Source organism: Streptomyces sp. NPDC051662 (genome assembly GCF_040681655.1).
Taxonomy (GTDB): Bacteria; Actinomycetota; Actinomycetes; order Streptomycetales; family Streptomycetaceae; genus Streptomyces.
Map to the genome: position 1 here is coordinate 26354 of NZ_JBFAZD010000040.1, position 15443 is coordinate 41796.

Here is a 15443-nt window from a genome sequence, read left to right on the forward strand (position 1 = left end):
TTCGGCCCTTTCAGCGATACGCGCACCGAGTTGACGACCCGCTAGCCGCCCGCCCCGCCCAGCCGGCGCGTTCGCCGCCGCGCGTCGCGCAGTGCCACCGCGCCGCCCGCGATCGCCGCGACCAGGACACCGCCGCCCACGACCACATAGGTCGCCAGGCGGGCGTTGCGCTCCTCGGCCGTTTCTCCCAGGTGGAGTTGGGCCGGAGTAGGTGCTTCCGCCTTGTCGAGGCCCTCGTGGGCGACCGGCTTCTCGATGGGCTTGTCGTCCTCCGTCAGGGCTCGCACCGGGTCGACGACTCCCCAGCCCACCAGTCTGTCGGGGCCGGCGATCGACCGTTCGGCGGTCTGCTGGATCTGCGCGACGATCTGCTCCCCCGTCCAGCCCTCGTGCTTGCTCTTGATGAGAGCGGCGACGCCCGCGACGTACGGGGCGGAGAAGCTGGTGCCGTTGTCGGCGCAGTGGCCGCCGCCCGGGACCGTGGAGACCATGTCGACGCCGGGCGCCGCTATGCCGACGAACTCCCCGGACTGGGAGAAGGCGGCGCGTTCGTTGTTACGGTCGGAGGAGGCCACGGCCAGCACGCCGGCGTACGACGCCGGGTAGGTCTCTTTGACGTTGCCGCCCAGGCCGTCGTTGCCCGCCGAGGCGACGACCACCACCTCCTTGTCGAGCGCGTTCTTCACCGCCTGCTCCAGCAGGGGTGTGGGCTTCACCGCGTCCGCCGTGTCCTGGGAGATGTTGATGACGTCGGCTTCCGCCTGGTTGACGGCGTAGTCGATGGCCGCGGCGAGGGTCTTGGTGGTGCCGTTTCCCTCGGCGTCGTTCTGCTGGATGGGGATGATCGTCGCCTCGGGCGCGAGACCGACGAAACCCGTGCCCGCCGCGGGCCGGGCCGCGATGATGCCCGCGATCTTGGTGCCGTGTCCCACCGTGTCCGTGGTGCCGTCCTCTTTGCCGCGTTCGAGCTTGTCGCCGTTGTCGTCCTTGAGGTCGGGGTCCATCAAGTTCTTGCCGCTCTTGGTGTCCACCGCGTCCTTCAGCTGCGGGTTCTTGACGTCGACACCGGTGTCGATGACCGCGACGCGTACCCCCTTGCCGGTGGACTGCGACCAAAGCTCGTCCAGCAGGAGGCGCTGCAGCGACCAGGGGCGCCCCGCGTACTTCTTCGACGGGAACGTGCACTGAGTGGTCGAGTCCGCGGCGGCGGGCGACACCGGCAGGCCGATCAGCGCGACCGCCGTGGCAGCCGAGATCGCGAAGAGGCGCCGACAAGCCCGAGTGTGCGTGTGAGTGTGTGGCATGGTCACCCTCACGAGCCCTGCGGCTGACGGGCGGCCCCCGTCGACAGACGCGGTCCGGTCGGCAGGAACGCCGACCACGCGGCGGGAATCGGCGCCGGATCCACATCCTTGTACCCGAGCCGGTTCTGCGCCTGCTGGGCTTCCTGCTGCGCCGCCTGCTTCTGCTCCGCCGAACCGGACGAGCCGATACCGGAGTCGTCCGTCGCGCTGTCTCCGTTCGACTGCATCGCGTAGCGCAGTCCGGTGTCGGTGACCAGGAAGACGAAGCCCGATTCCGTTGTCGAGCCCTTGAACTGGCGGAAGAGCTGGCCGGATCCCGGGGTGACGTAGCCACTGCTCGACCCGGTCGGCAGCGTCGCGGGGAAGTCGGTGCCCGCCCAAGTGCTGAGTGTGGTGGTGCCGTTGTCCTCGTCCACCTCGTGCAGCACGTTGCACACCGTGTTACGGCTGTCGTCGCCGGTGCTCGCCGAGTTGATGGACTCCGGAGCGTTCTCGGGCCAGTCCCGGTCCTGCCCGAACGCCTCTCCCGGCTGGATCGCGGCCCGGCTGACCGGCCTCGCCTTTCCCGCCTGGCCGACGTCGATCAGGTCCTTGCTGTTGAGCAGCAGCTTCGCGGTGAAGTCCGAGACGGGGGCGACCCGGCCCTCCAGGACCAGGTAGTGCTGGTTCCTGGTGCCGTCGGTGGCGGTGAGGACCGTGCCCACCGTGTTGGCCTCGGCATCCAGTTCACCGGGGGCGTCGGCGTCGTCTCCAGGGGTTCCGTCGATCTCCGGGAAGGTGATCCGGTCCCCCTTGTGCAGGGTGTCCAGCCAGCCGGTGGACACCCGCTGCGGCTTGGTGCCCGTGCCCACCAGTTGGCTGACCAGCAGGTTGTTGTCCTTCTCCACCTCGTACGCCTTGCCCTCGGCGTCCACGACGTAACGGGTCTTCGTCGCCGAATCCTCCACGTACAGCAGCTGACCGCCTCGCAGCTGGTTCGCGCCCTCGGTCTTCTTCCGCTCCCGTTCGGCGAAGACGAAGGACGCCTTCTGGATGGCCCTGCCGCCTTCGCCGGGCCGCTCGCAGACCGCCCAGCGCTTCGTGGCCCCGGCCTCCTTGGCGTCGGGCAGCCGGTCGGGGGCGTAGGGGATGCCGAGCGTGGCGCCGTGCGGGATCTTGCCGTTGTCGAGCACCGACTCGTCGACGTTGATGACCTTGCCCTTGTCCGGGGCGAGGAGGAGCTTGGCGGAGGACATGTTCAGAACGGGGTGGAGCTGGGTCCTGTCGCCGGTCTTCAGCACCACGTAGCGAGTGGTGGACTTGCTGGCGATGATGACGTTCTCCTCGGGTTTCGCCCAGTCCTTGGGCGCCACCGGCTTGAACATCCCCCAGGCGCCGAACACCGCGAGCACCACCACACCGACGATGGCACCGGGCACCACCGCGCGCAGCGGGCGGGGCGCGCCCTCCTCGGAGCCGGTCGGGCTCGGCTGTACGAACTGCGCGATCAGCCTTCGCTTCGCGAAGGTGTAGGCGTTGAGTTCGTCCCGTCGTGATGCCATCTGTCCGCTGTCCCTCTCCCCCACCGGGCGACCAGGCTCCCACACTCGCCGAGCGGGCCTGCTGTCGTACCAGCCCCCTACTATGCATGCTGGCGCTTCCGTCGCACTGCTCAGGTAGGGTGATCGGCCGGTCAACGCCCGTAGGAAATTTGGTAATTACGGACACGAGGGGGCAACGCGGCGATGGGTACGGCGACGCGCGAGCGCAATGGGCGGACCACCGGACAGCCCCCTGACCAGTCGCGGAGTAATTCCCGACGGCAACGCAGCAATGTGCGGCCGGTGACGCCTCCGTCGGCGGCCCCCGCGGCCACCACACCGCGGGCCCTGTCGCGCACCAGCCGCGTCGGCCCCCTCCAGCTGCGTCAACTGGTGCTGATCGAGGCGGCGGTGGCGCTGGCCCTGATCGGCGGTGCGCTCGGCGGGCTCTGGCTGGTGCCCACCCTCGTCGTCGCCGCCGCGCTGGTGCTGTTCGCGGTGATCCGGCGCCGCGGTCACGCCGTGCAGGACTGGGTGTCCACGGCCCTCGCCCTCCGCTCCCGCAGGCGGGCCGCGGAGCCCTGCGCCTGGGAGGTCGACCCGTCGCTGGTCCCGGTCGCGGAGAGCGTGCCGGGATTCCGTCCGTTCACCTATGTCGACCGGGACCGCCGTACGGTCGGCATGCTCGGTGACGGCACGTTCCTGACGGCGGTGGTACGGGTCGAGGCGAGCAGCGACGCGCTGCGCCCGGTCTTCGGCGCGCGCTCGCTCCCGCTCTCCCTCCTGGGCGATGCCCTTGAGGTCGACGACATCGTGCTGGAGTCCGTGCAGTTGGTGCAGCAGGTACGGGCCGCGCCGGCGCCGCATCTTCCCGAGCAGTCGGTGGCCCGGCTCTCGTACGCCCCGCTCCAGGACCGGACCGGAGCGCCCGCGCTGCGGCTCAGCTGGGTGGCGGTGAAGCTGGATCCGGAGTTGTGCCGGGAGGCCGTGGAGGCGCGTGGCGGCGGGGTCGAGGGCGCCCAGCGCTGCCTGGTGCGGGTGGCGGATCATGTGGCGAGCCGGATCACGGGAGCGGGTTTCCGCGCGGTGGTACTGGACCAGGACGAGCTGAACTCCACCATGGCGACCTCGGCGTGCGCGAGTCCCGCGCTGTCCGCCCGCGCGGGCCGGCCGGAGGCCGCGCCCCGTCGGCGTACGGCCGAGACGCCGCGCGTGTGGCGGTGCGACAACCGCTGGCACACCACGTATGCGGTGGCCCGCTGGCCCGAGTTGGGGCGGGCCGCGACCCCGCTCCCCAAGCTGGCGGCGCTGCTGACCGCGGCGCCTGCGTACGCGACGACCTTCAGCCTCACCCTGCGGCCCGGTTCGCACCGCGGCTCGATGACCATGTCCGGTCATGTGCGGATCACCGGCGGCACGGACACCGGACTGGTGCGGGTACGGCGCTCGTTGGAGCAGGCGGCGCGGGCGGCGAAGGTCGGTCTCGTACGGCTGGACCGCGAACAGCTGCCCGGCGTGCTCGCGACACTGCCCCTGGGAGGTGCGCGATGAGTGCCGGAAGTGGAACGGCGCGTGGACTGCGGGGGCTGCACGGCCCCCGCCACGCGGGACACACACTGCCCATCGAGGATCTGGGCGCGCTGTCGCTGCCCGTCGGGGACGACGGTGTGGTGATGGGTGACGACGCCGAGGGCCGCCCTCAGTTGGTGGGGTTCCACCGTTCGACGCCGTACGACGTGCTGCTGATCGGCGGGCTGTGGACGGCGCAGGTGCTGGCGCTGCGCGCGGCGGGCACCGGCGCGCGGGTGGCGGTCGAGACCGGGCGCGCCCAGGCGTGGACCCGGCTGGCACAGGCCGCGGGCGCGGGACTGGACTGCATCACACTCCATGAGGTCGGTCGGGTCCCGCCGATGGGAGCGACGGTGGGCAGCCCGGTCGTGGTGATCCGGGACTGCGGGATGCGTCCGCCGCGAGGGCGTGTGGTGTCATCGCCGTGGCAGTCGGTGCTGACGCTCCTGCCGTATCTGAGCCCGGTCGCGCCCCGGTTGATGCGGGCGGCCACGTTGGTGGGTGTCCAGCGGGTGTCGCCGCAGGAGGCGGAGCAGATCGGCAGGATCCTGGGGCTGTCCCGTGTCGAGTGCGATGCCCTGCCCACACTGGCGGACGGTGTGACGCTCTGGTGTGCCGGGCGTGAGCGCCACTGGGTGATGACGGGCGCCACGGACGCCGAGACCGGACTGCTCGGTGTCGCACGCCGGATGGACTGATTCCGGGACCGGATCCGACACCGGATCTTCACGTGGTGTGCGCACTGCGCGAACAGGCGTCGAACTTACCGGAGCGCCCCGTCGGGTTGAGCGCGCTGTCCTAAGATGTCCGAAGTGACGTCGGCCGTTACCGAAGGGAAGCTTGACTGATGGGGAGCGCACAGGAGAAGGAAGAGCTGTACGCCCTCGACATCTCGGGTGTCGAGTGGATCGGCGCCCCCGGCACGAGCGCGGACGAGGAACGGGTCGAGATCGCTTATCTGCCCGAGGGAGCCGTCGCGATGCGGTCGTCCATCGACCCGGAGACCGTGCTGCGCTACACCGAGGCGGAGTGGCGGGCGTTCGTACTCGGCGCGCGTGACGGCGAGTTCGATCTGCGCTGAGGCCGGTGAGACCACTGAGGCGGCCACGGCTGGGGCAGCTACGGCTGAGGCCGCGGTAGCCACAGGGGCCGCGGGGGCACAAGACGTATCCCTAGGGGGCGCGCTTCGGATGGAGCGCGCCCCCTGCATATACCGGACGCGCGTTCCACGTTCTTCTCCCGGATTCCTGTTCCGGATTCCTGTTCCCGCTTCGTGTGTCGCCGGGCGCGGGGCATCGACACCGAGACCGGATTGTTGGGCAGCGCACACCGGGACGGCCGGGACCGGGCCGTGGGCAGCAGCTGGGCCCGGCGGGTGCGGATTTCGCCGGATTCTCGTACGGAGATATACGGATTTGACCGTGCGTCCCGTTCACTCTCCGCCCTGGGCTGTTCACTTGTGGGCAACTGAGGGGCGGTACGTGTTGTACGGGAAGGCCGTTGGCCGACCGGTCCGGCCTGACGTGTCGGCGCCGTTGACGATTAGGGTGGGTGTGGGCGCGGCAGCGTTGGACTTGTGGACAGGCCGACCGCGTCGTAAGGGGAAGAGCCGGGTGGACCGGACGTACAGATTCGGTCGCCCCAACCCACCACGGCACAAGGGTGCTCGACCACACCAGGAGGCAAAGTGAAGGGCGATCGGGACGAGATCCGCGGAGGCTGGAACCGGCCTGCCGCGGACGATCAGTCCGACGTGGAGCCCGAGATGACGGGTGAGTTCACCATCGACTACACCCCGCCGGCCTGGTATACGCAGAACGCGCCGGGGGACACGTCCGGTGGTGGCGCGGCGAGTACACCGCCACCCGCGTCGTTCACGACCCCTCCTCCGCCGCCCGACGGCGCGCCCGTCGCCGTACCGGGGCTGCCCTCGGGCAGTGGCTTCGAGCCCAACTGGGCTCCGGCGCAACCGCCGGTGCCCCCGACGCAGACGCCCGTACAGCTGCCGCCGCCGGAGCCCGCGCCAGGGCCTGGTCCGGCCCAGGGCGCGGCTGCCTTCCCGGCACCGGCCCCGGCACCGGCCCCGGCACCGGCCGCTGCCCCGCCTTCGGCTTCGACTTCGGCTTCAGCTTCGACTTCGGGTTCGGAGCCCGCTCCCGCCGCGCCGGAGCCGTTCGGCGGCGGTGATATCGAGAGCGGGTCGACCATGCGGTTCTCCCCGGCGTCCCTCAAGCGGGAGATCGCCGAGCGGGAAGCGGCGAAGGACAGGGCAGAGCAGAGCCCCGAATCCGGTGCCTCCGAGGGACCGGACAGCGCCGAGGCCGAGGGCGCGACCGAACCCGAGGCCAAACCCGACGCCGAGCCCGCGCCCGCGCCCGCGGTGATTGCCGACGGTACGGAGGGAGCCGAAGCGCCGGACGTACCGACGTCCTCGGCCGACCCGGTCGCGGAACCTCGTACTTCGGCGGAGCCCGAGGCTCCGGAAGAGGTCGAGGACCCCCGTCGGCGCCCGGACGACGAGCGCGACGGCGGCGAGACCGCTGACGCCGACGCCGACGCACCGGCCGCTTCCGCGCCCGTGGACGAGATCGCGGACGCCGCTCCCCAGGCAGCCGCACCAACCGACGAGCCCCAGGACGCTCCCCCGGCCCCCGCGCCGGCCCAGCCCTGGGCCCCGCAGCCGGCCGCCGCGCCGAGCCACGGACTGCCTCCGCTGCCGCCCGCGTACCAGCCGGCCGCGCCGACGGCCGCGCCGCAGTGGCCCGTACAGGCCCCGGCGCAGGCACAGCCGCAAGCACAACCGCAGCCCGAGCCCCTGCAGCCCCTGCCACAGCCCGAGCCGCAGCCGCAGCCGCAGAACCCCGCGCAGGCTCCGAACGCCTGGCCAGGACCGCCGCCGCAGAGCGGATACGGCTTCCCCCACCAGGCACACCCCGGCCAGCAGCCGCAGCCCACACAGCAGGGACACCCCGGTCAGCAGGCACACCCCGGTCAGCCGGTCCACCCCGGCCAGCCCGGACACCCCGCCGGATCGCCGCCCGCCGTGCCCGGTCCCGACGCCCCTGTCCCACCGGCCGGTTACGGCTTCCCGCACCAGCAGGGGCAGCCAGGCCCGTACCAGCCCGCCCCGCAAGGCGGGTACGGCTTCCCGCACCAGGGCCAGCAGGGAGCGCCGGGCGGTTACGGCTTCCCCCAACAAGGCCGGCCGGGACAGCCAGGACAGCCGGGCCAACCCGGATTCCCCGGTCAGCAGGCACATCCCGGTCAGCCGGGCGCCGGCGCCGCCGCGCCGCTCCCTCCGCAGGCGTCCCAGCTGCCCGTACCGGCCAACCCGAACCTCCCTGCCCAGCAGGCACAGCAGCCACAGCAGGCCCCGCACACCCCTCAGCCCCATCAGGCCCAGCCGCAACCACACCAGCAGCCCGCGCCCGGGACCCCGCCGGTGGATCCCCGTACCGGCGCCGCCTGGCCCTCCGCCGTCTCGCACGACCACCGCGAGCGGTCCGTGCCCGGCGCTCCGCTCGGCTACACGGCCGCCGTGGAGCTCTCCTCCGACCGGCTGCTGCGCAACACCAAGCCGAAGGCGAAGAGCAGCCGCAACCCGTCCGGTGGTTCGCGGTTCAAGATCGGCGGGAAAGCCGCGGAGGCGGAGCGGCTGCGCAAGCTCGAACTGATCCGTACGCCGGTGCTCTCCTGCTACCGGATCGCGGTCATCAGCCTCAAGGGCGGTGTCGGCAAGACCACGACGACCACCGCGCTGGGCTCCACCCTGGCCACCGAGCGGCAGGACAAGATCCTGGCGATCGACGCCAACCCGGACGCCGGTACGCTCGGCCGCCGTGTACGGCGGGAGACGGGCGCGACCATCCGTGACCTGGTCCAGGCGATCCCGCATCTGCACAGCTATATGGACATCCGCAGGTTCACCTCGCAGGCGTCCTCCGGTCTGGAGATCATCGCCAACGACGTCGACCCGGCCGTCTCCACGGCGTTCAACGACGAGGACTACCGGCGCGCGATCGAGGTCCTGGGCAAGCAGTACCCGATCATCCTCACGGACTCGGGCACCGGTCTGCTCTACAGCGCGATGCGCGGGGTGCTGGATCTGGCCGACCAGCTGATCATCATCTCGACCCCGTCCGTCGACGGCGCGAGCAGCGCGTCGACCACGCTCGACTGGCTGTCCGCGCACGGCTACGCGGAACTGGTGCAGCGCTCCCTCACGGTGATCTCCGGGGTCCGCGAGACCGGCAAGATGATCAAGGTCGATGACATCGTGCAGCACTTCGAGACCCGCTGCCGCGGGGTGATCGTGGTGCCCTTCGACGAACATCTGGCGGCCGGTGCCGAGGTGGACCTCGACATGATGCGCCCCAAGACGCGTGAGGCGTACTTCAATCTCTCCGCGATGGTCGCGGAGGACTTCGTACGGGCCCAGCAGGCGCAGGGGCTGTGGACCGCGGACGGGCAGCCGCCGCCGCACCTCGCCCCGCCGATGCCGGGTCCCGGACAGCAGCCGACGCAGGGTCAACCCCCGTACGGCCAGCCGATGCAGGGCCAGCCGTACGCGCCCCAGCAGCACCCACAGCAGCCGCAGCACCCACAGCACTACCCGTATCAGCAGCCGCAGCCGCAGCATCCGCATCAGCAGCCGCCGTACCCGTACCCGCCCCAGCAGCACCCGGGACCCGGCGTTCAGCAGGGCTGGCAACAGCAGCAGCCCTCCCCCGCCGCGCCGCCGCAGGGGCACCCCGACCAGCCCGCCCTGCCCGGCCAGCCCCATCAGCCCGGTCACCCCGACCAGCCCGGCCGGCCGGACTTGCAGGGGCCCGTCCCGCCCGGTGGCCGGCCGCAGCAGCAGCCCCCACCAGCACCGCCAGCGCCTCAGCAGTAAGGCAACAGAGGTAGAGACCAATGAGGGGCCGCACCGTCTTCACGGTGCGGCCCCTCGCCGTATTCCCGCAGACCACACGGGGTGTGAGCGGCCGTTGACTCAGCCGGACAGCCGCTGATAAACCTTCGCTTCACCAGCTGGCGAATCAGCGTCAACCCGGCTTCTCCGTGCGAGTGATAACACGAGGTCACCGTCCCATGGTCGAAAGAGTCTTCCCGCGCACGCCACGGCGGCCCGCCCGGCGGACTGCCCGGCAGCCCGTCCGGCAACGCCCCCGTCTCCGTCTGCTCCTGGCCTCCGGTGCCGCCTCCGCCGCGCTCGTGGCCGGGACCGTGATCCCCCTCAACCCGCTGCTCCCGGCGCCCCAGCAGGCCCAGGCCGCCGACGGCAAGAAGGTCCTCACGGTCGCGGTCAGCCAGAGTATCGACTCCCTCAGCCCGTTCCTGGCGCAGTCACTGGTCAGTACCAGCGTCCACCGGCTGGCCTATGAGTATCTGACCAACTACGACCCCAAGGACGCGCACACGGTCCCCGGCTTCGCCACCGCCTGGAAAACCTCCGCGGACAAGCTGACGTGGACGTTCACCATCCGCAAGGACTCGAAGTGGTCCGACGGCGCCCGGGCGACCGCCGAGGACGCCGCCTGGACGTTCAACAAGATGATGACGGACGAGAACGCGGCCACCGCCAATGGCAGCTTCACCTCCAACTTCAAGAAGGTCACCGCTCCCGACCCGGAGACGCTCGTCGTCGAGCTGAACAAGCCTCAGGCCACCATGACGGCGCTCGATGTGCCGATCGTGCCCAAGCACATCTGGGAGAAGGTCGGCGACTTCTCCACGTTCAACAACGACAAGCGGTTCCCCATCGTCGGCAACGGGCCTTTCGTCATCACGGACTTCAAGGTCGACCAGTACATCAAGCTCAAGCCGAACAAGGACTTCTGGCGTGGTGCGCCCAAGTTCGACGAGCTGGTCCTCAAGTACTACAAGGACGGGGACGCTGCCGTCGCGGCGCTCCAGAAGGGAGAGGTGTCCTTCACCGCCGGTCTCACCCCCGCGCAGGCCGCGGCGCTGAAGAGCGCCGACAACATCAAGGTCAATGACGCGCCGGGGCGCCGTTTCTACGCGCTCGCCACCAACCCCGGTGCGCGCTCGAAGGACGGCGCGAAGTTCGGCAACGGGCATGCCGCGCTGCTCGACCCGGCGGTCCGCAAGGCGCTGTTCCAGGCGGTCGACCGCAAGACCGTCATCGACAAGGTCTTCCAGGGGCACGCCATAGAGGGCAAGGGCTATATCCCGCCGCGCTTCAGCGCGTACTTCTGGGAGCCCTCGGCCGACCAGACGATCGCGTACGACCCCGCCGCCGCGGCCAGGACCCTCGACGCGGCCGGCTACCGGAAGAACGGCGCGGGCAAGCGCGTGGGCAAGGACGGCAAGCCCCTCGACTTCCGGATCCTCTGCCATGCCACGGACCCGAACGACAAGGCCATCGGCAAGTATCTCCAGGAGTGGTGGGGACAGCTCGGTATCGGGCTGAAGGTCGACTGTCTCGACAATGTCTCCGACCCCTGGCTCGCGGGCGACTACGACCTGGCGTTCGACGGCTGGTCGGTCAACCCCGATCCCGACTTCGTCCTCTCCATTCACACGTGCGGGGCGCTCCCCGCCACGCCCAAGGACAGCGGCGCGACGGACAACTTCATCTGCGACAAGCGGTACGACGACCTGTACGCGCGGCAGTCGGCGGAGTACGACCCCGCCAAGCGGGCGGAACTCGTCAAGCAGATGGAATCGTGGCTGTACGACACCGGGTATATGAATGTCATGGCCTATCCGAACGCGGTCGAGGCGTACCGTACCGACCAGATCAAGTCGATCACGACGATGCCGGAGGCCGCCGGCAATATCTGGGGCCAGGACGGCTACTGGAGTTGGTGGTCCGCGGTGCCGGCCGATGACGGCGGCGGTTCCGGCGGCTCTTCCTCGACCGGTGTGGTGATCGGGATCGGGGCGGCCGTGGTGGTCGTCGTCGCTCTCGGTCTCGTCGTCGCGATGCGACGCCGTTCCACCGCGGAAGACCGTGAATGACCGATGAGCACCGCAAGCACCCCGGGTGTGGTGCGGGACGCCGTCGACGGCCCGGTGAAGACCGGGCCGTCCGGCTCCGCCCCCACCGCCTCAGGCACCAGGACCGCGTATCCGCTCTATGTGGCGGGCAAGCTGGGCGGCGCCGTCGTCTCGTTGCTCGCCGTCCTCGTCACCAGCTTCTTCCTCTTCCGGATCATCCCCGGTGACCCGGTCAAGGCCATGACCCATGGCGTACCGACCTCCGCCGAGCAACTGGCCACCCTGCGCAAGCAGTTCGGGCTCGATCTGCCGCTGTGGCAGCAGTTCACCGACTACTGCGGCCGGGCGCTGACCGGCGATCTCGGCACCTCGTACCAGTTCCACGCACCGGTCGGTGAGCTGATCGCCGAGAAGCTGCCCGCGACACTGCTGCTCACGGGTGTCGCCGTGGTGATCTACTCGGCGCTCGGGCTCTGGCTCGGCACCCGCTCCGCCTGGCGCAACGGCAGTCTGAGCGACCGCCTCAACACCGGTGTGGCGCTGACGCTCTGGTCCGTTCCGTCCTTCTGGCTCGGGCTGCTGCTGATCATCGTCTTCTCGGTGGGCATCGGCCCGCTCCCCGGCATGTTCCCGACCGGCGGCATGCAGTCGGGTGACTCGTCCGGCTTCGGTTACGTCCTCGACGTGGCCCACCACATGGTGCTGCCGGTGGCCACCCTGGTCGCGGTCGGCTACGCGCAGACGCTGCTCGTCATGCGGTCCTCCCTGCTGGACGAGATGGGCGGCGACTATCTGACGACGGCGCGGGCGAAGGGGCTGCGGGACGATCTCGTACGACGCCGGCACGCGGTGCCGAACGCCCTGCTGCCCACCGTCACCATGGTCTTCATCAATCTGGGCCATGTGGCGGCGGGTTCGATCCTGGTCGAGACGGTCTTCTCCTGGCCCGGTCTCGGCGGACTCTTCTACCAGGCGCTGCGCGTGCCCGATCTGCCCCTCGTCCAGGGGCTGTTCGTCGTCTTCGCCGGGGCGATGATCCTGATGAACCTCCTCGCCGATCTGCTCTATCCGCTCCTCGATCCCCGGGTGGGCCGATGACCCTGGAGAAGACCCCGCCGGCCGCCGCGGGACCCTCGTCGCCGTCGGCCTCCTCGCTCGCCCGGGCCCGCCGACGCGGCTCGGTGACCCGCTTCTGGAAGGAGTACCGGACACACCGCGCCGGACTTCTCGGGCTCGCCGGGCTCGCGTTCATCGCGTTGATCGCCCTCTTCGCACCGCTGCTCGTCGGCGGCGATGTGCGGAGTGTGACCAACGCGCCCGGTACGGCCCTGGAGAAGCCGAGCGGTGAATTCCCGCTCGGCACGGACCAGTTCGGGCGCTCGCTGCTCGGTCTGCTCATCTGGGGCACCCGGATCTCGCTGACCGTGGGGCTGCTGGCCGCCGCGCTGTCGGTGGCCATCGGCACACTCGTCGGGGTCATCGCCGGGCACTACGGCGGCTGGTTCGCGACGGTGGTCATGCGGATCACCGACTGGTTCCTGGTGATGCCGGCGCTCGTGCTGGCGATCGTCCTCGCGACGGTCATGTCACGGTCCATCTGGACGGTGATCCTCGCGATCGGTGTCACCAGCTGGCCGACGACGGCACGGCTGGTACGGGCCCAGACCATCGCCGTCGAGTCCCGTCCGTACATCGAGCGCGCCCGTGCGCTCGGCGGCGGGCACGGCCACATCATGACGCGCCATGTGCTGCCCAACGTCATGCCCCTGGTACTCGCCCAGACCACCCTCGGCATCTCCAGCGCCATCCTGACCGAGGCGACGCTCGCCTTCCTGGGCCTCGGCGATCCCCTCATCATCTCCTGGGGCGGCATGCTCCAGGACGCGCGCGAGGCGGGCGCGGTCTCCTCGGGGCACTGGTGGTATCTGGCGCCGCCAGGTATCGCCATCGCGTTCGTCGCGCTCGCCTTCACACTCTGCGGCCGGGCGATCGAGACCGTACTCAACCCGAAGCTGGGGGTGTCCCGTTGACCGGCACGACGCTGCTTGAGATCAAGGACCTCCAGGTGACCTACGGCTCCGGTCCCACCGCTGTGCCCGCGGTACGGGGTGTCGACCTCACCGTCGAGTCCGGCCGCAAGCTGGGCATCGCCGGGGAGTCGGGGTGCGGCAAGTCCACCCTCGCACTCGCGCTGCTCCGGCTGCTGCCCGCCACCGCGCGGCTGTCCGGGGAGATCCTGCTCGACGGCGAGGACGTCCTCACCATGAGGTGGGGGCGGCTGCGCGCGGTTCGGTGGGCGGGGGCGTCGATCGTCTTCCAGGGCGCGATGCACTCGCTCAACGCGGTGCACCGGATCGGGGACCAGATCGCGGAGCCGGTACTGCTGCACCGGCGCACGACCCCCGCCGCGGCCCGCTCGCGCACCGGCGAACTGCTGGAACAGGTCGGGCTGCCGGCCGCCCGCGCGGACGCCTACCCGCATGAACTCTCCGGCGGCCAGCGCCAGCGCGTGATGATCGCGATGGCGCTCGCCTGCGATCCGCGGCTCATCGTCGCGGACGAGCCGACCACCGCGCTCGATGTGATGATCCAGGCGCAGATCCTGCGGCTGATCGAACAACTCGTCGCGGACCAGGGCATCAGCCTGCTGATGATCAGCCATGACCTGGCGGTCCTCTCGGACACCTGCGACCGGCTCGCCGTGATGTACGCGGGCAGGATCGTCGAGGAGGGCCCGGCGCGTACGGTGTACGACGCGGCCGAGCACCCGTACGGCCGCGCGCTCTCCGCCGCCTTCCCCCGCATCGGCGACCTCGCGTCCCGGCGCGCCCCGCGCGGGCTGCCCGGCGACCCGCCGGACCCGTCGGCGCTGCCGGCCGGCTGTACGTTCCATCCGCGCTGCCCGGTCGCGCTGGACTCCTGCGCGAGCGACGACCAAGAGCTACGGGACGCCGGTCCCGGTCGGCGCGCGGCCTGCGTACGGGTGGGCTCGACAGCACCCGCGGAGGTACGTCCATGACGGCGCCCGCGACCACCCCTCAGGAGCCACCCTTGACCAGCGCGCCCCTGCTCTCGGCCACCGGACTGAACGTCACCTTCCCGGGCCGGCGCGGCGCACCGCCCGCCCGCGCCGTCGACGGTGTCGACCTTGACATCGGCCCCGGGGAGATCGTCGCCCTGGTCGGCGAGTCCGGCTGCGGCAAGACCACGCTGGCCCGCGCACTCCTCGATCTGGTACCGCCCACCGGCGGCGGGGTCAGCTTCGCCGGGGAACCGCTGGGGTACGGCGCCCGCACCCTCAAGGCGTACCGCAAGCGGGTCCAACTGGTACTCCAGGATCCGAGCGGCTCCCTCAATCCGCGCCATACGGTGTACGACGCGGTGGCGGAGGGGCTCCGGATCCACGGCTACCGCGGCGATGAACGCGAAGCCGTCGCCGAGGCGCTGTCCCGCGCCGGTCTGCGCCCGCCCGAGCGCTTCTTCCTGCGCTACCCGCACGAGCTGTCCGGGGGCCAGCGCCAGCGCGTCGTCATCGCGGGCGCGCTGGTTCTGAAGCCCGAACTGATCGTCGCGGACGAGCCGGTGGCGTCCTTGGACGCGTCCGTACGGGGCGAGATCCTGGCGCTCCTGCTGTCCCTGCGCGACGAACTCGGCCTCTCCGCACTGGTCGTGACGCATGACCTGGGTCTCGCGTGGAACATCGCGGACCGGGTGGCGGTGATGTACCTGGGCCGGATCGTGGAGACGGGACCGGTCGAGGACGTACTGACGGACCCTCAGCACCCTTACACGCGGGCGCTGTTGTCGGTCCTCCCGGAGTCGGACGGCCCCCCGGTCATCCTCACGGGCGAGCCCCCGGACCCGTCCCGTATCCCGGCGGGCTGCCGCTTCCACGCGCGGTGCCAGGTGCTGGCGTCGGGGGAGGCGGAGAGAGCGGGGGTGGCGGAGAGATGCCGGACGGCGGAGCTGCCGGTGCTGAGAGGCGGGGCGGCTACGCAGGTGGCGTGCCACTGGGTGGGAGCGGGTCGGTAGGGCCGCGGGTTCTCGGTCGCTGTCTCGTACGGCCGGCCCGGGGCCCGGGGGCCCC

At 70.9% G+C, this 15443-nt stretch carries 11 protein-coding genes; 9 read left to right on the plus strand and 2 right to left on the minus strand.

Translation table 11 applies throughout. From position 1 onward, the window contains the following. Positions 1–41: 41 nt before the first annotated feature. Together mycP and eccB are read right to left on the minus strand one after the other, a co-directional pair. The gene (gene mycP / locus AB0M67_RS38155) at positions 42–1304 is read right to left on the minus strand and encodes a type VII secretion-associated serine protease mycosin (protein WP_365752344.1); all 1263 of its coding nucleotides are present in this window, start codon (positions 1302–1304) and stop codon (positions 42–44) included. An 8-nt stretch (positions 1305–1312) separates the two neighbouring features. Beyond that, on the minus strand, positions 1313–2845 hold the full coding sequence (gene eccB, locus AB0M67_RS38160) for a type VII secretion protein EccB (RefSeq protein WP_365752345.1): 1533 nt from the start codon (positions 2843–2845) through the stop codon (positions 1313–1315). Between the two features lie 183 nt (positions 2846–3028). Here eccB and eccE point away from each other — a divergent pair, with 183 nt between their 5' ends. The 9 genes from eccE to AB0M67_RS38205 all read left to right on the plus strand — a co-directional run bounded on the left by eccE (position 3029) and on the right by AB0M67_RS38205 (position 15388). Further along, complete coding sequence (gene eccE, locus AB0M67_RS38165; RefSeq protein WP_365752347.1) at positions 3029–4375, plus strand: type VII secretion protein EccE; 1347 nt, start codon at positions 3029–3031, stop codon at positions 4373–4375. Then, positions 4372–5091, plus strand: coding sequence for a hypothetical protein (locus AB0M67_RS38170; RefSeq protein WP_365752348.1), 720 nt, complete (start codon positions 4372–4374; stop codon positions 5089–5091). Before eccE ends, AB0M67_RS38170 begins: the two co-directional genes overlap by 4 nt. Before the next feature lie 149 nt (positions 5092–5240). Then, positions 5241–5474 carry a DUF397 domain-containing protein gene (locus AB0M67_RS38175; protein ID WP_365752349.1) on the plus strand — a complete coding sequence of 78 codons (234 nt, stop codon included), beginning with the start codon at positions 5241–5243 and terminating at the stop codon, positions 5472–5474. A gap of 606 nt (positions 5475–6080) precedes the next feature. Next, positions 6081–9287, plus strand: coding sequence for an SCO5717 family growth-regulating ATPase (locus tag AB0M67_RS38180; protein WP_365752351.1), 3207 nt, complete (start codon positions 6081–6083; stop codon positions 9285–9287). Positions 9288–9484: 197 nt separating this feature from the next. Beyond that, positions 9485–11377 carry an ABC transporter substrate-binding protein gene (locus AB0M67_RS38185; protein ID WP_365752352.1) on the plus strand — a complete coding sequence of 631 codons (1893 nt, stop codon included), beginning with the start codon at positions 9485–9487 and terminating at the stop codon, positions 11375–11377. 3 nt (positions 11378–11380) lie between these two features. Further along, positions 11381–12454, plus strand: coding sequence for an ABC transporter permease (locus tag AB0M67_RS38190; protein ID WP_365752353.1), 1074 nt, complete (start codon positions 11381–11383; stop codon positions 12452–12454). Then, complete coding sequence (locus AB0M67_RS38195; protein ID WP_365752354.1) at positions 12451–13386, plus strand: ABC transporter permease; 936 nt, start codon at positions 12451–12453, stop codon at positions 13384–13386. Before AB0M67_RS38190 ends, AB0M67_RS38195 begins: the two co-directional genes overlap by 4 nt. Continuing rightward, the gene (locus tag AB0M67_RS38200; RefSeq protein ID WP_365752356.1) at positions 13383–14375 is read left to right on the plus strand and encodes an ABC transporter ATP-binding protein; all 993 of its coding nucleotides are present in this window, start codon (positions 13383–13385) and stop codon (positions 14373–14375) included. The genes AB0M67_RS38195 and AB0M67_RS38200 overlap by 4 nt, the downstream gene beginning before the upstream one ends. Further along, complete coding sequence (locus AB0M67_RS38205) at positions 14372–15388, plus strand: ABC transporter ATP-binding protein (protein ID WP_365752358.1); 1017 nt, start codon at positions 14372–14374, stop codon at positions 15386–15388. Before AB0M67_RS38200 ends, AB0M67_RS38205 begins: the two co-directional genes overlap by 4 nt. Positions 15389–15443: the final 55 nt, after the last annotated feature.